This window comes from Streptomyces sp. NPDC047525, from assembly GCF_040643025.1.
In the GTDB taxonomy this organism is placed as follows: domain Bacteria; phylum Actinomycetota; class Actinomycetes; order Streptomycetales; family Streptomycetaceae; genus Streptomyces; species Streptomyces durmitorensis.
This window is the reverse complement of record NZ_JBEYTL010000005.1, coordinates 16160-36076: the sequence shown is the minus strand read 5'-3', so window position 1 is coordinate 36076 and position 19917 is coordinate 16160. Positions and strand designations below refer to the sequence as shown.

Annotated in this window: 17 protein-coding genes; 14 read left to right on the top strand and 3 right to left on the bottom strand. The window is 71.5% G+C overall.

The window, feature by feature from the left end; translation table 11 throughout:
* Positions 1 to 20: 20 nt before the first annotated feature.
* Complete coding sequence (gene hemW / locus ABZ833_RS15755; protein WP_361046461.1) at positions 21 to 1253, top strand: radical SAM family heme chaperone HemW; 1233 nt, start codon at positions 21 to 23, stop codon at positions 1251 to 1253.
* A 173-nt stretch (positions 1254 to 1426) separates the two neighbouring features.
* Here the strand turns inward: hemW and ABZ833_RS15750 are convergent, their stop codons facing one another.
* Together ABZ833_RS15750 and ABZ833_RS15745 are read right to left on the bottom strand one after the other, a co-directional pair.
* Positions 1427 to 2251: a DUF3097 domain-containing protein gene (locus ABZ833_RS15750; protein ID WP_361046458.1), complete on the bottom strand. Its 825-nt coding sequence runs from the start codon at positions 2249 to 2251 to the stop codon at positions 1427 to 1429.
* Between the two features lie 34 nt (positions 2252 to 2285).
* Complete coding sequence (locus tag ABZ833_RS15745; RefSeq protein ID WP_361046455.1) at positions 2286 to 3029, bottom strand: MBL fold metallo-hydrolase; 744 nt, start codon at positions 3027 to 3029, stop codon at positions 2286 to 2288.
* 200 nt (positions 3030 to 3229) lie between these two features.
* On the opposite strand from ABZ833_RS15745, the gene hrcA reads away from it, so the two are divergent.
* The 8 genes from hrcA (at position 3230) to ABZ833_RS15705 (ending at position 12974) form a co-directional block, all read left to right on the top strand.
* Positions 3230 to 4246, top strand: a complete 1017-nt coding sequence (hrcA, locus tag ABZ833_RS15740) for a heat-inducible transcriptional repressor HrcA (protein ID WP_249589973.1) — start codon at positions 3230 to 3232, stop codon at positions 4244 to 4246.
* Complete coding sequence (gene dnaJ / locus ABZ833_RS15735) at positions 4247 to 5383, top strand: molecular chaperone DnaJ (RefSeq protein WP_249589974.1); 1137 nt, start codon at positions 4247 to 4249, stop codon at positions 5381 to 5383.
* A gap of 159 nt (positions 5384 to 5542) precedes the next feature.
* A complete protein-coding gene (locus tag ABZ833_RS15730) occupies positions 5543 to 6640 on the top strand; it encodes a nitronate monooxygenase (protein WP_361046450.1) in 1098 nt (365 codons plus the stop codon).
* On the top strand, positions 6637 to 7386 hold the full coding sequence (locus ABZ833_RS15725; protein ID WP_361046447.1) for a 16S rRNA (uracil(1498)-N(3))-methyltransferase: 750 nt from the start codon (positions 6637 to 6639) through the stop codon (positions 7384 to 7386). The genes ABZ833_RS15730 and ABZ833_RS15725 overlap by 4 nt, the downstream gene beginning before the upstream one ends.
* Before the next feature lie 27 nt (positions 7387 to 7413).
* Entirely contained in the window at positions 7414 to 7806 is a 393-nt protein-coding gene (locus tag ABZ833_RS15720) for a VOC family protein (protein WP_361046444.1), read from the top strand.
* A 156-nt stretch (positions 7807 to 7962) separates the two neighbouring features.
* Positions 7963 to 8535 (top strand): hypothetical protein, encoded by a 573-nt coding sequence (locus ABZ833_RS15715; RefSeq protein ID WP_361046441.1) that lies wholly within the window; start codon positions 7963 to 7965, stop codon positions 8533 to 8535.
* Between the two features lie 51 nt (positions 8536 to 8586).
* Complete coding sequence (locus ABZ833_RS15710) at positions 8587 to 11841, top strand: S41 family peptidase (protein ID WP_361047460.1); 3255 nt, start codon at positions 8587 to 8589, stop codon at positions 11839 to 11841.
* Between the two features lie 356 nt (positions 11842 to 12197).
* The gene (locus tag ABZ833_RS15705; RefSeq protein WP_361046438.1) at positions 12198 to 12974 is read left to right on the top strand and encodes a class I SAM-dependent methyltransferase; all 777 of its coding nucleotides are present in this window, start codon (positions 12198 to 12200) and stop codon (positions 12972 to 12974) included.
* On the opposite strand, the gene ABZ833_RS15700 is transcribed toward ABZ833_RS15705, so the two are convergent.
* The gene (locus tag ABZ833_RS15700; protein WP_361046435.1) at positions 12955 to 14385 is read right to left on the bottom strand and encodes a cytosine permease; all 1431 of its coding nucleotides are present in this window, start codon (positions 14383 to 14385) and stop codon (positions 12955 to 12957) included. The two genes, ABZ833_RS15705 and ABZ833_RS15700, sit on opposite strands and share 20 nt — an antisense overlap.
* Positions 14386 to 14547: 162 nt before the next feature.
* On the opposite strand from ABZ833_RS15700, the gene ureA reads away from it, so the two are divergent.
* The 5 genes from ureA to ABZ833_RS15675 all read left to right on the top strand — a co-directional run bounded on the left by ureA (position 14548) and on the right by ABZ833_RS15675 (position 19812).
* On the top strand, positions 14548 to 15228 hold the full coding sequence (gene ureA / locus ABZ833_RS15695; RefSeq protein ID WP_361046432.1) for an urease subunit gamma: 681 nt from the start codon (positions 14548 to 14550) through the stop codon (positions 15226 to 15228).
* Positions 15225 to 16913 (top strand): urease subunit alpha, encoded by a 1689-nt coding sequence (locus tag ABZ833_RS15690; protein ID WP_361046430.1) that lies wholly within the window; start codon positions 15225 to 15227, stop codon positions 16911 to 16913. Before ureA ends, ABZ833_RS15690 begins: the two co-directional genes overlap by 4 nt.
* 56 nt (positions 16914 to 16969) lie before the next feature.
* Positions 16970 to 17983, top strand: coding sequence for an agmatine deiminase family protein (locus ABZ833_RS15685; RefSeq protein WP_361046427.1), 1014 nt, complete (start codon positions 16970 to 16972; stop codon positions 17981 to 17983).
* Positions 17984 to 18071: 88 nt separating this feature from the next.
* Positions 18072 to 18617 (top strand): TetR/AcrR family transcriptional regulator, encoded by a 546-nt coding sequence (locus tag ABZ833_RS15680; protein ID WP_361047458.1) that lies wholly within the window; start codon positions 18072 to 18074, stop codon positions 18615 to 18617.
* A gap of 142 nt (positions 18618 to 18759) precedes the next feature.
* Positions 18760 to 19812 carry a protein TolB gene (locus ABZ833_RS15675; protein ID WP_361047455.1) on the top strand — a complete coding sequence of 351 codons (1053 nt, stop codon included), beginning with the start codon at positions 18760 to 18762 and terminating at the stop codon, positions 19810 to 19812.
* Positions 19813 to 19917: the final 105 nt, after the last annotated feature.

The window sequence follows — 19917 nt, the reverse complement described above, 5'->3', positions numbered from 1 at the left end:
GGTGCGGGACAATCGAAGGTATGCCTTCCGCACTGCCCGATGGTGAGCCCATGCCCGAGGACGGCGCGCTGCCCGCGTCCGCCCTGCAGGGAGCGGGGGCCCGTCCGCTCGGCTTCTACCTCCACGTCCCGTACTGCGCCACGCGCTGCGGCTACTGCGACTTCAACACGTACACGGCGACCGAGCTGCGCGGCTCCGGCGGCGTGCTCGCCTCACGCGACAACTACGCGGACACCCTGATCGACGAGGTGCGGCTCGCCCGCAAGACCCTGGGCGACGATCCGCGCCCGGTGCAGACCGTCTTCGTCGGGGGCGGTACGCCGACGCTCCTCGCCGCTGCCGATCTCGTCCGCATGCTGGGGGCCGTGCGGGAGGAGTTCGGGCTCGCGGACGACGCCGAGATCACCACCGAGGCGAACCCCGACTCCGTCGATCCGGCGTACCTGAGCGAGCTGCGGGCCGGGGGCTTCAACCGCGTCTCCTTCGGGATGCAGAGCGCCAAGCAGCACGTACTGAAGGTGCTCGACCGTACGCACACACCCGGGCGGCCCGAGGCGTGCGTGGCGGAGGCGCGTGCGGCGGGCTTCGACCACGTCAACCTGGACCTCATCTACGGCACGCCGGGCGAGAGCGACGACGACTGGCGGGCCACGCTGGACGCGGCGATCGGCGCCGGGCCCGACCACGTCAGCGCGTACGCGCTGATCGTCGAGGAGGGTACGCAGCTGGCGCGGCGGATCCGGCGCGGCGAGGTGCCGATGACGGACGACGACGTGCACGCGGACCGGTATCTGATCGCGGACGAGGTGCTGGGGGGTGCGGGATTCTCCTGGTACGAGGTGTCCAACTGGGCCACGTCCGAGGCCGGGCGGTGCCTGCACAACGAGCTGTACTGGCGGGGGGCCGACTGGTGGGGGGCCGGGCCGGGGGCCCACAGCCACGTGGGGGGCGTGCGGTGGTGGAACGTCAAGCATCCCGGGGCGTACGCGGGGGCGCTGGCCGCTGGGCGCTCGCCCGGGGCCGGGCGGGAGGTCCTGGCTGCGGAGGACCGGCGGGTGGAGCGGATCCTGCTTGAGCTGCGGCTGCTCGAGGGGTGTCCGTTGAGCTTGCTCCGGCCCGCGGGGCTCGCGGCTTCGCGCCGGGCGTTGGAGGAGGGGTTGCTTGAGGGTGGGCCTTACGAGGAGGGGCGGGCGGTGTTGACGCTGCGGGGGCGGTTGCTGGCGGATGGCGTGGTGCGGGACCTGGTGGACTGAGGCTCGGGGCGCGGGGCCTTGGTTGGCGTCACCACCGGCTCCGCCGAGTTCGTCCTCAAACGCCGGACGGGCTGGAATGATCCCGGCTCGGCTGGAGAGCTTGCGTCGGCTGGGTGGGCAGCCGCGGGGCAATCGGGTGGGTGGGCGGGAAAGATCCCCCGCGGAGCGGAGGGCTAGGACTCGCCGCCGGTGACGAAGTCGATCAGTTCCTCCACGCGGCCCAGCAGCGCCGGTTCAAGATCCCGGTAGCTCCGCACCGAGCCCAGGATCCGTTGCCACGCGGCGCCCGTGTTCAGGGGCCAGCCCAGCGCCTCGCAGACGCCCGTCTTCCAGTCCTGGCCCCGCGGGACGCGGGGCCACGCCTCGATGCCCACCGACGAAGGCTTCACCGCCTCCCACACGTCGATGTAGGGGTGCCCCACCACCAGAGCCGACGGGGAACCCACCTGCGCCGCGATCCTTGATTCCTTGGAGCCGGGGACCAGGTGGTCCACCAGGACGCCCAGGCGCGCGTCGGGGCCGGGGGAGAAATCCGCGACGATGGCGGGCAGGTCGTCGATGCCCTCCAGGTACTCGACGACCACGCCCTCGATCCGCAGGTCGTCGCCCCACACCCGCTCGACGAGCTCCGCGTCGTGCCGCCCCTCGACGTAGATCCGCCCCGCACGGGCGACCCGGGCCCGCGCCCCCGGCACGGCCACCGAACCGGATGCGGTGCGCGTGGGACGTACAAGAGGAGACGCTGCCGACGGGCGGACCAGTGTGACCGTCCGGCCCTCCAGGGCGAAGCCCCCGGGAGTCATCGGGAAGACGCGGTGCTTGCCGAAGCGGTCCTCCAGGGTCACCGTCGGACCCTCCGCCGTCTTCTCGCAGCGGATCACCGCCCCGCAGAAGCCGGTGCCGAGCTCCTCCACCACGAGGTCCGCCTCCGCGGCGACCTCCGGCACGGACTTCGGCTTCTTCCACGGCGGTGTGAGGTCTGCGGAGTACTGGCGCATTCGCATGACGATAGGAGAAACGGCGTACGACCGGCTACGACACGCCGAAGCGGGCCGCCAGTGTGGCGCGTTGCGCACGGACAAATGCCGCGTCGACCACCGCGCCGTGCCCCGGCACGTACAACGCGTCCTCCCCGCCCAGGTCGAGAAGCCGGTCGAGCGCGGCCGGCCACCGCTTCGGGACCGCGTCGTTCCCCGCCTGCGGTTCGTCCGACTCCTCGACCAGGTCGCCGCAGAAGACGATCTCCGGAGAGCCGTCCGTGCCGGGGACCAGGACCGCAAGGTCGTGGCCCGAGTGGCCGGGACCGACGTTGGCGAGCAGGACCTGCACCCCGCCGCCCAGGTCGAGCGTCCACTCCCCGCACACCAGGTGGTGCGGGCGGACGAGCAGGTCGGCGGCCTCCGCCGCGGCGTCCGCGGCGACCCCGTGCCGGACCGCCGAGTCGCGCAGCTCGTCGCGGCCCTTCGTGAGGAGCGTGTCGATGCCGACCGCGCCGTACACCTCCACGCCCGCGAACGCCGCGGCGCCCAGGACGTGGTCGAAGTGCGGGTGCGTCAGGGCGAGGTGGGTGACCCGGCGGCCGCCGCCGAGGATGCCGCGCGCCTGGGTGCGCAGCTGTGCCCCCTCGCGCAGGGTCGCGCCCGCCTCGATCATCAGCGCCGATTCGCCGCCGACGACAAGGCCCGCCGTGCAGTCCCACACCGGCAGGCGCCGCCGCCCCACATGCGGCGCGAGCCGCTCCCAACCCGCCTCGTCCCAAGCCAGTGCCACGTCCATGAGCCGACGCTAGCCCCGCACGGGCGGCTTGGCAGCCGCTGGCCCACCCGTCGGACCGACACAGGTGGTCCGGCCCTTGCCGGGGCCGTACCTCGCGGCCGTACACTGGGCCCGGTGAAGGCTGGCACTCGCCCCAGGTGAGTGCCAGGCGAGACATCAGGGCAGGCAGGATTCAGGGCAAAAGGTGGAGGTGTGCGCGGATGCTCAATGAACGCAGGCTCGAGGTGCTGCGCGCCATCGTCCACGACTATGTCGGCACCGAGGAGCCCGTCGGCTCCAAGGCGCTCACCGAGCGGCACAGCCTCGGGGTCTCACCGGCCACGGTCCGCAACGACATGGCGGCGCTGGAGGAGGAAGGGTTCATCGCCCAGCCTCATACGAGTGCGGGGCGCATCCCGACGGACAAGGGGTACCGCCTCTTCGTCGACCGGCTCGCGGGCGTCAAGCCGATGGCGGCGCCGGAGCGCAGGGCCATCCAGAACTTCCTCGACGGCGCCGTCGACCTCGACGACGTGGTCGCTCGTACGGTGCGGCTGCTCGCGCAGCTGACCCGGCAGGTCGCGGTCGTGCAGTATCCGTCCCTCACGCGGTCGACGGTGCGGCACGTGGAGCTGCTCTCCCTTGCTCCCGCCCGTCTGATGCTCGTACTGATCACGGACACCGGCCGGGTCGAGCAGCGCATGATCGACTGTCCCGCCCCGTTCGGCGAGACCTCGCTCGCGGACCTGCGGGCGCGGCTCAACAGCCGGGTCGCGGGCCGCCGCTTCGCGGACGTGCCGCAGCTGGTGCAGGACATGACGGAGTCCTTCGACGCGGAGGACCGGGGCACGGTCGCGACGGTGCTCTCCACCCTCCTCGAAACCCTCGTCGAAGAGACCGAAGAGCGGCTGATGATCGGCGGAACGGCCAATCTCACCCGCTTCGGACATGACTTTCCCCTCACCATCAGGCCTGTCCTCGAGGCCCTTGAGGAGCAGGTCGTCCTGCTCAAGTTGCTTGGCGAGGCCACAGATTCGGGCATGACCGTACGGATCGGTCACGAGAACGCCCATGAGGGACTCAGCTCCACGTCCGTGGTCTCCGTCGGCTACGGTTCGGGCAGCGAGGCAGTAGCCAAACTCGGCGTGGTCGGCCCGACCCGCATGGACTATCCGGGAACGATGGGAGCAGTACGCGCAGTGGCACGTTACGTCGGACAGATCCTGGCGGAGTCGTAAGTGGCCACGGACTACTACGCCGTACTAGGCGTGCGCCGCGACGCTTCCCAGGACGAAATCAAGAAGGCCTTCCGAAGGCTGGCCCGTGAGCTTCACCCGGACGTGAATCCGGATCCGAAGACTCAGGAGCGCTTCAAGGAGATCAACGCCGCGTACGAGGTGTTGTCGGACCCGCAGAAGAAGCAGGTCTACGACCTCGGCGGCGACCCGCTGTCCCAGGCGGGCGGCGGCGGTGCGGGCGGTTTCGGGGCCGGTGGCTTCGGCAACTTCTCGGACATCATGGACGCGTTCTTCGGGACGGCGTCGCAGCGTGGCCCCCGGTCGCGCACGCGCCGTGGCCAGGACGCCATGATCCGGCTCGAGATCGACCTGGACGAGGCGGCCTTCGGGACCACCAAGGACATACAGGTCGACACGGCGGTCGTCTGTACGACCTGCAGCGGTGAAGGTGCCGCCCCGGGGACATCCGCTCAAACGTGTGACATGTGCCGCGGTCGCGGCGAGGTGTCGCAGGTCACGCGGTCCTTCCTCGGCCAGGTCATGACCTCACGGCCGTGCCCGCAGTGCCAGGGATTCGGCACGGTCGTGCCCACCCCGTGCCCGGAGTGCGCCGGCGACGGCCGCATCCGGTCGCGGCGGACGCTCACCGTGAAGATCCCTGCCGGTGTCGACAACGGCACGCGGATCCAGCTCGCGGGCGAGGGCGAGGTCGGCCCCGGCGGCGGCCCCGCCGGCGACCTGTACGTGGAGATCCACGAGCTGCCGCACGCCGTGTTCCAGCGGCGCGGGGACGACCTGCACTGCACGGTCACCATCCCGATGACCGCCGCGGCTCTGGGCACCAAGGTGCCCCTGGAGACGCTGGACGGCCTCGAAGAGGTCGACATCCGGCCTGGCACGCAGTCGGGCCAGTCGGTGCCGCTGCACGGCAGGGGCATCACGCACCTGCGGGGCGGCGGGCGAGGCGACCTCATCGTGCACGTCGAGGTCCTCACGCCGAGCAAGCTGGACGCGGAGCAGGAGCGTGTCCTGCGGGAGCTGGCGCAGCTGCGCGGCGAGGAGCGGCCCACCGGGCAGTTCCAGCCGGGGCAGCAGGGCCTGTTCTCGCGCCTCAAGGACGCGTTCAACGGGCGGTAGCGCCTGAAGCAGTGGCTTGGTGCCCCCGGTGGCGGATAACCGCCGCCGGGGGCGCTTTGTCGTCTTCGGCTGCGGACCGTCCTTGGTTGCTCGCGCAGTTCCCCGCGCCCCTTCGGGGCGCGATTCGGCGGCCCGCGCGGGGCATGGCACGATGCGTTCATGTCCTCCGTGCTGACCGGTCTTTCCCGCCTTCCGATCGTGCAGGCCCCCATGGCGGGCGGCGCTTCGTGCCCCCAGCTCGCCGCGGCCGTCTCCGAGGCCGGGGGGCTCGGATATCTCGCCGCCGGGTACAAAACCGCCGACGGGATGTACCAGGAGATCAAACAGTTGCGGGGGCTCACGAGCCGGCCGTTCGGCGTGAATCTCTTCATGCCGCAGCCCGAGTACGCCGACGCCGCCGCCGTCGACGTCTACCGCAACCAGCTCGCCGGTGAGGCCGCCTGGTACGAGACGCAGCTCGGCGATCCGGACAGCGGCCGCGACGACAACTACGACGCCAAGCTCGCGATCCTCGTCGAGGACCCGGTGCCGCTGGTGTCGTTCACCTTCGGCTGCCCCACCCGCGACGTCTTCGACGCCTTCGCGCGGGTCGGCACCATCACCGTCGCCACCGTGACCACCCCCGAAGAGGCGCAGACCGCCCAGTGGTCCGGCGCCGACGCCGTGTGCGTGCAGGGCATCGAGGCAGGCGGTCACCAGGGCACGCACCGCGACAACCCCGAGACGGACGGCGCCGGGCTCGGCCTGCTCTCGCTCATCGCGCAGGTGCGCGAGACCGTGCAGATCCCGATCGTCGCGGCAGGCGGCCTGATGCGCGGCTCGCAGATCGCCGCGGTGCTCGCCGCGGGCGCCGACGCCGCGCAGCTCGGCACGGCCTTCCTGGTCTGTCCGGAGTCGGGCGCGAACGTCCTGCACAAGCAGGCCATGACCAACCCGCTGTTCACCCGCACCGAACTGACCCGCGCCTTCTCCGGCCGCCCCGCGCGGGGCCTGGTCAACCGCTTCATGCGCGAGCACGGCCCCTACGCCCCCGCCGCCTACCCCCAGATCCACCACCTCACCAGCGGCCTGCGCAAGGCCGCGGCCAAGGCCGGTGACGCGCAGGGCATGGCGCTGTGGGCCGGGCAGGGACACCGCATGGCGCGGGAGCTGGAGGCCGGGCAGCTCGTGGAGGTCCTCGCGGCCGAACTGGCCGAGGCCAAGGCTGCGTTGGCGGCCGAAGGCCAGCAGGGGACCGAGCCCGGGAGCCAGGTGTGACCGCTCCCGTCTTCGTCGTCGAGAGCTTCGAGAACACTGCCGCGGGCGGCGACGGACGCTACGTACTCGATGGTCCCGAAGGGCGCCACGCCGTCTCCGTGAAGCGGCTGCACGCCGGTGAGGACGTCGTCCTGACCGACGGCGCCGGGCGCTGGGCCGAGTGCGTCGTCCTGGACACCGAGGGCAAGGACCGGCTGGTCCTGCGGATGGACTCCGTGGCGGAAGAGGCGCCGCAGGAGCCCCGGATCACCGTCGTGCAGGCGCTGCCCAAGGGCGACCGCGGTGAACTCGCCGTCGAGACCATGACGGAGACCGGCGTCGACGCGATCGTGCCCTGGTCCGCCTCGCGCTGCATCACGCAGTGGAAGGGCGAGCGCGGGCTCAAGGCGCTCGGCAAGTGGCGTGCCACGGCGCGCGAGGCGGGCAAGCAGTCGCGCCGGGTGCGCTTCCCCGAGGTGGCGGAGGCCGCGTCGACCAAGCAGGTGGCGGCGCTGCTCGCCGCGGCCGACTTCGCCGCGGTCCTGCACGAGGAGGGCAGCGAACCGCTGGCCACCGCGGAGCTTCCGGCCGCCGGGCACATCGTCCTCGTGGTCGGCCCCGAGGGCGGCGTGTCCCCGGACGAGCTCGCGGCGTTCGCCGACGCGGGAGCCAAGCCGTACCGCCTGGGGCGTAGCGTGTTGCGTACGTCGACCGCGGGGACGGCGGCGGCCGCACTGCTCCTGGGGCGCACGGGCCGCTGGTCCTGAACCCCCGCGCCGAGCAAGGGGGATGCCGTGGAACTGGCCCAAGTACGGCTGCTCGTATCGGACTTCAGTGCCTGCTACCACTTCTACGCCGACATCCTCGGCCTCAAGCCGCAGTCGGGGGCGGTGGACGGGCCGTACGAGAAATTCAGCCCCGCGACCGGCTCCGCGGGGATCGCGCTCCAGGACCGCTCGATGATGGCCCGGCTCCTCGACGAGCTGGAGGAGTCGGCGACCGGGCACCGCTCCCTGGTGGTGCTGCGGGTCGACGGCCTCGACGCGTACTGCGCGAAGATCGTCGAGCGCGGCGGGGCCATCGTCCAGGGGCCCGCGCCGCTGACGGACCGCATGCGGGTGGCCCATCTCAAGGACCCGGAGGGGAACTTGGTGGAGTTGCAGGAGTGGCTGCTGATGCGCGGCTAGGGGCGCCGCCGCGTCGACGGCCGGGCGGACGGGTCCGGCCGGAGTGGACGCAAAGGGGACTATCGTCAGGCGGCTCGCAGTGGCACTCTGCCGCCTATGGGGGCATTGAGGCGCTTACGTGATCGTGCAGGGGACGTACGTGGCCGGCGCGGACGGGTGCTGTACGCCGTCGGGTTCGCGGGGGCGGCGGTGATCGGGGTCGCCGCGTGCGATCCGGTCGACGGGGACATGAACACCGCGGCCATCGCGATCACCACCGACGAGATGGCGACGAAGGAGCTTGAGCGGCAGCACCTCGACGTGCTGTGGATCAGCTGTACCGCCCGCTTCAAGGACAAGGTCACCCCGTCCAGCGGTGACCCGACGCCCGAAACCGTCGCCACCGTGGACTGCCAGGGGCAGGCCAGGAACGGGAAGGGGTCCGACGACACCAGCAACATCACCGTCAAGGGGACGGTGTGGTCGGTCGTCGACGGACACTGCGTACGCGGGAACCTGACCGCCAAGGTCGACGGCAAGGAGTGGTTCCGGGTGGACGTGCTCGGCGACTGCTCCGGCGGTGACGACGGGAGCGGCAACGGCGGAGGCAACGGCGGTGACGACCACGACGGTGACAAGCCCACCCAGCCGCCGGAACAGCCGCCCGGAGCGACGGCCACGGTGACCGTCACGGCCGATCCGCCGCCGCAGGCGCCCGATCCGACATGCTCGTGCTTCAAGGGCAAGTGATCCAAAACGCTGACCGGCTCCGCCGTGGCTGCTTAGGCTGGCTGTGTGACACTGACTGGGCACCCTGCGTATCTTCGGTTTCCGCATCTGCGCGGCGAGTTGGTCGCCTTCACCGCTGAGGACGACGTCTGGGTCGCACCTCTCGACGGCGGCCGGGCGTGGCGCGTCAGCGCCGACAACATGCCGGTGAACCATCCCCGCATCTCTCCGGACGGGACGACCGTCGCCTGGACGTCCACGCGTGACGGCGCCCCCGAGGTGCATGTCGCGCCGGTCGACGGCGGTTCCTCCAAACGCCTGACGTACTGGGGCAGTTCACGCACCTCGGTGCGGGGCTGGACCCCGGACGGACAGGTCCTCGCGGTCAGCACGGCGGGCCAGGCCTCGCTGCGCCGCAGCTGGGCACGGGCCGTTCCGCTCGACGGCGGGCCCGCGGACACCCTGCCGTACGGCATCGTGGGCGATGTCGCGCACGGCCCGCAGGACGGCCAAGTCCTGCTGCTCTCCGCGCCGATGGGGCGCGAGGCCGCCTGGTGGAAGCGGTACCGCGGCGGCACGGCGGGCAAGCTCTGGATCCGGGGCGGGGGCGCGGGCGGTCAGGACGGGGAAGGCGGCGAGCCCCGCTTCGTACGCGTCCATGAAGAGCTCGACGGGAACATCGAGTACCCGCTGTGGGTGGGGGATCGCATTGCTTTCCTCTCCGATCACGAAGGCGTCGGGGCCGTCTACTCCTCGCTGCCGGACGGCTCGGATCTGCGTCGGCACACGGGAGTCGACGGTTTCTACGCCCGCCATGCCGCCACCGACGGCACGCGCGTCGTCTACACGTCCGCGGGTGAACTCTGGCTCCTGGACGACCTGTTGGACGCCGAGCCGCGCCGCATCGACGTCCGCCTCGGCGGTCAGCGCACCGACCTCCAGCCGTTCCCGGTGACCGCGGCGCGCTGGTTCGGTGCCGCCGCTCCCGATCACACGGGCCGTGGCAGCGCCGTCTCCGTGCGCGGAGGTGTGCACTGGGTGACCCACCGGGAGGGGCCCGCCCGCGCGCTCGCCGCCGAGCACGGGGTGCGGGCACGGCTGCCGCGGACGTTCCGCGTCGACGGCGAGGAGCACGTGGTCTGGGTGACGGACGCGGAGGGCGACGACGCGCTCCAGTTCGCGCCGGCCACGGGGCTCGCGCCCGGGGCGACGCCGCGCAGGATCGCCGTCGGGCAGCTGGGCCGGGTGCTCGCCCTCGCCATCGCACCCGACGGCAGCAAGGCCGCCGTCGCCTCGCACGACGGGCGGGTGCTCCTGGTGGAGCGGGAGAGCGGGGAGGTGCGTGAGGTCGACCGAGGGGAGCACGGGGACGCCAGTGGGCTCGTCTTCTCGCCGGACTCGGCCTGGCTCGCGTGGTCGCATCCGGGGCCGAGTCCGCTGCGGCAACTGAAGCTGGCGAACACGGCCGACCTCTCGGTGTCCGAGGCGACCCCGCTGCGGTTCCGTGACTACGCGCCCGCGTTCACCCTTGACGGCAAGCACCTGGCGTTCCTGTCGGCGCGGGCCTTCGACCCCGTCTACGACGAGCACGTTTTCGACCTGGCCTTCGTCGGCGGATCGCGGCCGCATCTGATCACGCTGGCCGCCACCACGCCCTCGCCCTTCGGGCCGCAGCGGCACGGGCGGCCCTTCGAGGCCCCCGACAAGGACGAGACCCCGGACAGCGAGGGCTCGCCCGTCACCCGCATCGACCTCGACGGGCTCGCGGACCGCATCGTGCCGTTCCCGGTCGAGGCCGCTCGTTACTCGACGCTGCGGGCCGCCAAGGACGGCGTCCTGTGGCTGCGGCACCCCGTGCGGGGTGTCCTTGGCGCGTCCCGCGCCACCCCGTCGGACCCTGACCCGCAGACCGAGCTGGAGCGGTACGACCTGGTCCAGCAGCGCATCGAGGAACTGGCCTCGGACGCCGACCACTTCGCCGTCAGCGGGGACGGCAAGCGGGTGCTGCTGTGGGCCGACGGGAAGCTGAAGGTCGTGCCGAGCGACCGGCGGGCCTCCGGCGACGAGAAGTCCGAATCGAACATCACCGTCGACCTCACACGGGTCAGGCAGACCGTCGACCCCGCCGCCGAGTGGCGCCAGATGTACGACGAGGCCGGACGCCTCATGCGGGACAACTTCTGGCGGCCCGACCTGGGCGGGGTCGACTGGGACGGCGTGCTCGACCGCTACCGTCCTGTCCTCGGCCGGGTGGCCACCCACGACGACCTCGTGGACCTGCTGTGGGAGGTCGCGGGGGAACTCGGTACGTCGCACGCGTACGTCATGGGGGGCGGGGCCTGGGGGAGTTCGGCGGTGCGGCAGGGGTTGTTCGGGGCGGATGTCTCGCGGGGCGCGGACGGGGCATGGCGGATCGACCGGATCCTCCCCTCCGAGACGTCGGACCCCGCCGCCAAGTCGCCGCTCGCCGCGCCGGGGGTGGCGGTGCGGGCCGGGGACGCGTTGCTCGCCGTCGCGGGGCGGCCGGTGGATCCGGTGGCGGGTCCGGGGCCGCTCCTCGTGGGTACGGCGGGGAAGCCGGTGGAGCTGACGGTGTCGCCCGCGGGCGGGGGCGATCCGCGGCACGCGGTGGTGATCCCCGTCGACGACGAGGAGCCGTTGCGGTACCACGCCTGGGTGGTGGACCGGCGTGCGTACGTCCATGAGCGGTCGGGGGGACGGCTCGGGTATCTGCACGTGCCGGACATGCAGGCGCCCGGGTGGGCGCAGATCCACCGGGACCTGCGGGTGGAGGTGGCGCGGGACGGTCTTGTGGTGGACGTCCGTGAGAACAGGGGCGGGCACACGTCCCAGCTGGTGGTGGAGAAGCTGGCCCGGAAGATCGTGGGCTGGGACCTGCCGCGGGGTTCGCAGCCGTACAGCTATCCGGCGGACGCGCCGCGGGGTCCTGTGGTCGCCGTCGCCAACGAGTTCTCGGGTTCCGACGGGGACATCGTGAACGCGGCGATCAAGGCGCTCGGGATCGGGCCCGTGGTGGGGACGCGGACGTGGGGCGGGGTGATCGGGATCGACAGCCGGTACCGGTTGGTGGACGGGACGCTGGTGACGCAGCCGAAGTACGCGTTCTGGCTGGAGGGGTATGGGTGGGGCGTCGAGAACTACGGGGTCGACCCGGACGTGGAGGTGGTGACGACCCCGGAGGACTACGCGGCGGGGCGGGACCCGCAGCTGGACGAGGCGATCCGCTTGGCGCTCGCCGCGCTGGAGACTGCGCCGCCCAAGACTGCGCCGGAGCTGCCGGAGCTGCCGGAGCTGCCGGGGGTGTGAGGGCGGGCGTGCTGCGGGGCTGCTGTGGCGGGGAGCGCGGGGAACCGTGCTCCGGGCGGACACCGGCACGTCCCCTCGTGTGCGCTGCCGGCTGCGGGTGCACTCGTGCTGCGGGGCTGGTCCGTCTGTGGGGGCGGGGCCGTGCCGGTATGTCCGTCCTCGCTATCGTCCGGTGGCCGTGCAGTTCCTTCGGTGGGGGAGTCCTGCGAACCGTGCTCCGGGCGGACATACCGGCACGTCCCCTCGGGTGCGCTGCCGACTGCGGCCCATCGTTCGTTGCTGCGGGGCAATCGGGTGGGTGGGGGGAGAGCTTGTTCGGGCGGGGTGGATGCGGGGTGCGGTGGGACAGTGGGGGGATGTTGCGTGGGATTTTTGATGGGGATGCCGAGTTGTATGACCGGGTTCGGCCGCGGTATCCCTCCGGGTTGATCGAGGCACTGGTCCAGCAGGCGCAGCTGAGCCCCCGCAGCAGGGTGCTGGAAGTGGCCCCGGGTACGGGGCAGTTGACCGTGCCGCTGGCCCGGATCGGCGGTGTTCTCACTGCCGTGGAGCTGGGGCCCGCCCTCGCCGCCGTGGCGCGGCGCAACCTCGCCCCGTATCCCCGGGCCCACGTCGAGGTGGCCGAATTCGAGGCGTGGACTCTGCCTCCGGAGCCGTATGACCTCGTCGTGTGCGCCACCGCCTTTCACTGGCTCGACCCTGCCGTGCGGGTGCCCAAGATGAGGGCGGCGCTGCGGAGTGGCGGGACGTTCGCCGTTGTCACCACCGAGCATGTCGCCGGGGGGAGTTCGGACTTCTGGGTCGAGGTCCAGGGGTGTTATGAGCGGTGGGACCCTGATGCCACCGAGCCCGGCCTGCGGCTGCCCGAGGAGAGCACCGTCCGGACCGACGTCGGTGAGATCGAGCGGACGGACGGCCTCGGCCCCGTCACCGTGCGGCGCTTCGCGCGGGACATCACCTACACCGCCGATCAGTACATCGACGTGCTCCGGACCTACTCAGGCCACCGTGCCCTCGATCACGACACCCGTGCCGGACTGCTCGGGTGTGTGAGGGAGTTGATCGACGGCACGTACGGCGGCATCATCGTCAAGCGGTATCTGCATGAGCTGATCACGGCGTCGGCACGCTGACCGCCGGGGCTTCCTCCGGGCTCGGCTCGGTGACCTTCCCCCGCTCCAGGACCACGTACGCAAGGCCGCCCACCACGCCCGACAGCAGGAAGCTGCAGTCCACCCCGCCGGTGAGCGAGAGCAGCGGGCCCTCGTACGAGGGCAGCGAGACCGCCGCGAGGCCGACCGCCGCGCCCAGCGCCCAACTCGTCGCCGCCGGGACGTTCCAGCCCCCGCGGTACCAGTAGATCCCGCCCCTGGAGCGGCGGTTGAAGACCTGGAGCGCCTCCGCGTCGTACACGCCCCCGCAGCGCGCGAAGCCGATCAGGGTGATCACCGCCCACGGTGTGCCGATCGCCGTGAGGAGCAGGACGAAGGACGTCATCGCGTCCTGTGCCTCCCACGCGTAATGGCCCACGAACACGCACCCCGTGGCCACCACCGCCACCGTGTACGTCGCCCGTGCCCGCGAGGCCCGCGGCAGGATCGCGTCCAGGTCGAGGCCCATCGAGTACAGCATCAGGCCCGCGTTGCCGACCGAGCCCGCCGAGGCGGCCAGGAGGAGCGGGACCAAGTACCAGGTGGGGGACGCGGAGACCAGCGGGCCCGCGTAGTCGAGCGCCGCACCCGCCGCGTACGCCGTGAACGTACCGAAGAGCTGGGGGACGAGGAGCCCGGCGAGCAGGCCGACCCACGACGCCCGCAGCACCGTGCGTGAGCTGTGGCGCGTGGGCGAGACGTAGCGCGTGTAGTCGCCCAGGAGCGTGATGAACGCGATCGGGCCGCTCAGGCCCGCCGCCACCAGGGCGAGGAGCCACGTCGGCCAGAAGGAGCCGAGGAGGTAGCCGCCCGCATCGGGAAGGGCCGACGTCGTGAAGTCGGGGGCGTAGGCCACCGCACCGAGGATCAGGAGTGCCGTCATGCCGACGGCGAGGACGCGGGAGAGCTTCAGCAGGACCCGGTAGCCGTAGACCGCGCCCGTCACCGTGGCGGCGGCCAGGAGCGCGTACACGATCCCGTAGGACAGACCGCCCGCCGGGAGCCCGATCAGACGGTGCAGGACGCCCACCATGACGTCGCCGCCGATCCAGATGGTCAGCGCGGTGTAGCCGAGGGAGAGGAGGAGGCCGACGATCGAGCCGACCAGGCGGCCCCGTACGCCGAACTGCGCTCCGGAGGAGGTGGAGAGGTTCGTGCCCGTGCGGAGCGAGACCAGGGCGAGGGGGGCCGTGAGGGCCGTGCCGATCACCGTGCCCGCCACCACGGAGGTGACCGACGCCCACCAGCCGAGGCCGAACGACACCGGCAGCCAGCCGAAGACGATCACCCCGAGACAGAGGTTGGAGCCGAGCAGGATCGAGATGAGATCGCGGGGGCCGCTGGTGCGTTCCCCGTCCGGGATGGTGTCGACTCCGCGCTGTTCTATCGGCATGAGGGTGCCCCTGACGCTCGATCGTGGCGGCCTGCGCACACAGGCCACCGTTCGACTGTTTGAGTGCCGCTCTATGTGACCTGAGTCAAGCTCGCACGTCAATGTTTCCGTCGGATCAATCTCGTGGTTAGAGTGTTGTTCAAACGATGGAGGTGTGGTGGCGTGCGGCTTACCCCCACGGAACGCGACCGGCTGCTGCTCTTCGGGGCGGCCGAGCTGGCCAGGGCCCGCAAGGCGCGCGGCCTCAGACTCAACGTCCCCGAGGCGACCGCGCTGATCGCGGACACGGTGTGCGAGGCGGCCCGCGACGGGGCCAGGCTCGCCGAGGCGATCGAGCGGGCACGCTCGGTCCTCGGGCCCGACGACGTCCTGCCGGGCGTCGCGGACGTGGTGACCGAGGTGCATGTGGAGGCCGTCTTCGACGACGGCTCCCGGCTCGCGGTCGTCTCGCAGCCCATCGGGGCGGGGCTGGGGAGTGAGGCCCCGGGGGCACTGCTGCCCGGTCCCGAGCACGCGGAGCTCACGCCCGTCGTGACGCTCACCGTGCACAACACCGCGTCCGTACCCGTCTCCGTGACCTCGCACTTCCATCTCTTCGAGGCCAATCCGCGGCTCGATTTCGACCGCTCGGCCGCTTATGGCATGCGGTTGGCGGTGCCCGCCGGGTCCTCGGTCCGTTTCGGTCCCGGCGAGAGTGTCGAGGTCGGGCTGGTGCCGATCGGCGGTGAGCGTGTCGCGATCGGCTTCGCCGGTCTGGTGGACGGTGCGCTCGATGCGCCCGGCGCCAAGGAAGAGGCCCTGCGCAGGGCCGTGGCCTGCGGATATCTGGGAGCTGAGCGATGAGCATCGATCCGTACGCGTACGCCGCCACCCATGGGCCCCGCGCGGGCGACCGGGTCAGGCTCGGCGACTCGGGCCTGGTGGTCCGGGTGGAGTCCGACTCGCAGGAGTACGGCGAGGAGTTCCTGGCCGGGTTCGGCAAGACGGCCCGTGACGGGCTGCACCTGAAGGCCGCCGCGGTGCGTGAGACCTGTGACGTCGTGATCAGCAATGTGCTGGTGATCGACGCCGTGCAGGGCATCCGCAAGGTGTCCATCGGCATCAGGGAAGGGCGGATCCACGCCATAGGGCGGGCGGGCAATCCCGACACCCTCGACGGCGTGGACGTCGTGGTCGGCACCGGCACGTCCATCGTCTCGGGCGAGGGGCTCATCGCCACCGCCGGGTCCGTGGACACGCATGTCCATCTGCTGTCGCCGCGCATCATGGAGGCCTCGCTGGCCTCCGGCGTCACCACGATCATCGGCCAGGAGTTCGGGCCCGTGTGGGGCGTCGGGGTCAACTCGCCCTGGGCGCTGAAGCACGCGTTCAACGCCTTCGACGCCTGGCCCGTCAACATCGGCTTCCTGGGCCGGGGTTCGTCCTCGCACGACGCCCCGCTGATCGAGGCGCTCGCCGAGGGCGGTGCGTCGGGCTTCAAGGTGCACGAGGACATGGGCGCGCACACGCGGGCACTCGACACGGCGTTGCGGGTGGCGGAGGAGCATGACGTCCAAGTCGCCCTGCACAGCGACGGGTTGAATGAGTGTCTGTCCGTCGAGGACACCTTGAAGGTGCTGGAGGGGCGGACCATTCACGCCTTCCACATCGAGGGGTGCGGCGGCGGGCATGTGCCGAACGTGCTGAAGATGGCGGGCGTGCCGAATGTGATCGGCTCGTCCACCAATCCGACGCTGCCCTTCGGGCGTGACGCGGTGGCCGAGCACTACGGGATGATCGTCTCGGTCCATGACCTGAAGACGGATCTGCCGGGTGACGCGGCGATGGCGCGTGACCGGATCCGGGCCGGGACGATGGGCGCGGAGGACGTGCTGCACGACCTGGGTGCCATCGGGATCACCTCGTCGGACGCGCAGGGCATGGGGCGCGCGGGCGAGACCGTACGCAGGACGTTCGCGATGGCCGGGAAGATGAAGGCCGAGCTCGGTCCGATGGACGGGGACGGCGCGGGCGACGACAACGCGCGCGTCCTGCGCTACATGGCCAAGCTGACCATCAACCCCGCCATCGCCCACGGCCTGGCCCACGAGGTCGGCTCCATCGAGGTCGGCAAGATGGCCGACGTGGTGCTGTGGAAGCCCGAATTCTTCGGCGCCAAGCCGCAGTTGGTGCTGAAGTCCGGCTTCCCGGCCTACGGCGTCGTGGGCGACCCGAATGCCGCGACCGACACGTGCGAGCCTCTCGTCCTCGGCCCGCAGTTCGGGGCGTACGGTGCGACGCCCGCCGACATCTCGGTGGCCTTCGTCGCGCAGGCCGCCGTCGACCAGGGCAACGACCAGATGCCGACCCGGCGGCGCCGCGTCGCCGTGCGGGGAACCCGGGGCATCGGCCCCGCCGATCTGCGGCTCAACTCCCGCACCGGATCCATCGACGTCGACCAGCGCTCCGGCCTGGTCACGCTCGACGGCGACCCGGTCAGGTCCGAGCCCGCCGACTCCGTCTCGCTCAACCGCCTCTACTTCCTGTAGTTCCCGTTCCGTCAGTCCTGCAGTCCGTCCCGTCAGTCCTTCCCGTAGGGATCACCATGACCTTCCACATGCCCGCCGAGTGGGCCCCGCACGAGCGCACCTGGATGGCCTGGCCGGGCCCCAATCCCACGTTCACCAATGAGCGTGAGCTCGCCGAGGGCCGGGCCGCCTGGGCGGGCGTCGCCCGTGCCGTACGCCGCTTCGAACCCGTCACGATGGTCGTCGGCACCGGCCAGAGCGAGTCGGCCCGCGCGCTCCTCGGTCCCGACATCGAACTGGTCGAGCGGGACCTGGACGACGCGTGGATGCGTGACATCGGCCCCACCTTCGTACGCGACGGCGATCAACTCGCCGCCGTGGACTGGATCTTCAACGGCTGGGGCGGCCAGGACTGGGCCCGCTGGGAGCACGACGCGAAGATCGCCCGGCACGTCGCCGACATCGCGGGCGTGCCCGTCCACTCCTCGCCCCTGGTCAACGAAGGCGGCGGCATCCACGTCGACGGCGAGGGCACGGTCCTGCTGACCGACACCGTCCAGCTCGACCCCGGACGCAACCCCGGACTGACCCGCGAGCAGGCCGAGGAGGCGATCCACGCCCGCATCGGCACGCGCAAGGCGCTATGGCTGCCGAAGGGCCTGACCGGCGACTACGGCCAGTTCGGCACCCGGGGGCACGTCGACATCGTCGCCGCCTTCGCCGCGCCCGGCATCGTGCTCGTCCACTCGCAGCAGGACCCCGCCCACCCGGACTTCGAGGTCAGCAAGGAGATCATCGGGGTCCTGCAAGGGCAGACCGATGCCCGGGGCCGCACCCTGCAGATCGTCGAGGTGCCCGCGCCGACCGTCCTCACCGACGACGAGGGGTGGGTCGACTACTCGTACATCAACCACTACCTCTGCAACGGCGGCGTCGTCCTGTGCGCCTTCGACGACCCGCGCGACGAGATCGCGGCCGGTATCTTCCGCCGTCTCTTCCCGGAGCGGACCGTGACGCTCGTGGACGCCCGTACGATCTTTGCCGGGGGTGGTGGCATCCACTGCATCACCCAGCAGCAGCCGAAGATCTAGCGTCAGACGAGTCACCGCAGGAGTCCCCGTGGCCCAGGCCGCCCGCCGGAAGAACGCACCACCGCGCGAGGACGTGCTGGCCGCTGCCATGGAGATGATCGCCGAGCGCGGCCTGGAGAAGCTGACCATGGCCGCGCTCGGCCGCGAGGTCGGCATGAGCAGCGGCCACCTCCTCTACTACTTCCGCACCAAGGACGAGCTGCTCCTGCGCACCCTGGAGTGGAGCGAGGCCGCGCTCGGCGCCGAGCGCGGCCGGCTGCTCGCCCGGCGGGGCACGGCCCGCGAACGGCTCGACGCGTACGTCGACCTGTATGTCCCCGACGCCCCCGGCGACCCCCACTGGACCCTCTGGCTGGAGGTCTGGAACCGCTCCCTGAACGCCGACGAGGACGAGCGCGACCGGCAGGTCGCCATCGAGAGCGCCTGGCACCGCGACCTGGTGGCGCTGCTCGCCGAGGGCGTCTCGCGGGGTGAGTTCGGGCCCCTTGACCCCGACCGGTTCGCTGCGCGGCTGCGGGCGCTGCTCGACGGGTTCTCCATCCATGTGGCCATCGGCCTGCGCGGCACGGGACGTGACCAGATCCTCGCGCATGTACGGGAGTTCCTGGACGGAGCACTCGCCTCCGGCTCGTAGGACCGCGTTGCCCCCGTCTAGGTTGTACGCGTTCCGGCGGATTGCGTGTGACCTGGCGGTGCGCTTGTATCCCCGTGGGCCTTCGGTACCGGGCCGGGGGGAATGACAGGTTTTGGGGGAAGCCATGTCCACTGCAAGACGTGTGTCCTTGAGCGCCTTACTGGTCGCGGCGCTCGGCGCCACGGTGTTACCGGCCGCGGCGCAGGCCGCGCCGCACGAGCCGCCGGCGCCGAAGGTGGAGCGCGTGAGCACCGCGGCCGACGGGACCGAGGCCGACGGCGCATCGCGCACCGCGTCCATCTCCGCGAACGGCCGCTACGTCGCCTTCTACAGCGACGCGGAGAATCTGACTCAGGGTCATCAGGGGCCGTACGACTGGGCGTTCGTGAAGGATCTGGAGACCGGCGAGGTCAAGCGCCTCAAGAACTCCATGGCCGCCCCCGTGATCAGCGACGACGGTCGATACGCGGCGCACACCGGCTGGGGCTCGCACGGCATCAACGTCTTCCTCACCGACCTGAGCACGGGGGAGATCAAGCAGATCGACGGCCGGGGCTTCAAGTACAGCGCGTCCTCGCCGTCCATCAGCGCGGACGGCCGCCACGTTGCCTACGACCTGCAGCCGCAGCACCCCGGAGACCCCCAGCGGGTCGAGGTCTACGACCGCGAGAGCGACACCCGCGAGGTCGTCAGCGACGGACCGCCCGACTCGGCCCGCGACATGGTGGACCCGTCCATCAGCGCCGACGGCCGCTACGTCGCCTACGAGGACAAGGGCACCGGCGAGGTCTGGCTCCACGACCGCACCACCGGCCGCCTCACCCGCGTCGACGACGGCACCGCGTCCAAGGTGGTGCAGGTCAACGGCCGCACGGTGGCGATGAACGGCGCGGACGGAGCCTACGTACGGGACCTGCGCACCGGAAAGACCCAGCACTTCCCGGGGGCGAGCGCGCAGGCGGTCAGCCGGGACGGCCGTCAGCTCGTCTACGGGCTCTACGGAGAAGGCCGGTCGGACATCCGGCTGCGCCACCTGCCCAGCGGCCATGAGCGGACGATCGGCCACGGCGGAGGCGCCGCGGTGGGGGCGATCGCCGACAAGGGGCGCAGCGTCGTCTACTCCTCGGACGACGCGGACATCGTGCCGGGGGACACGAACGGCGTGGGCGACGTGTTCAAGTGGACGGCGCGCTGACGGACGGCAGCTCCGGCATCTTCGTGCGGACATCTTCGTGCGGACAGTTCCACGAGGCCCGCAACCATATGCCCATCTCGCGTATCACAGACATTGCACGCACTG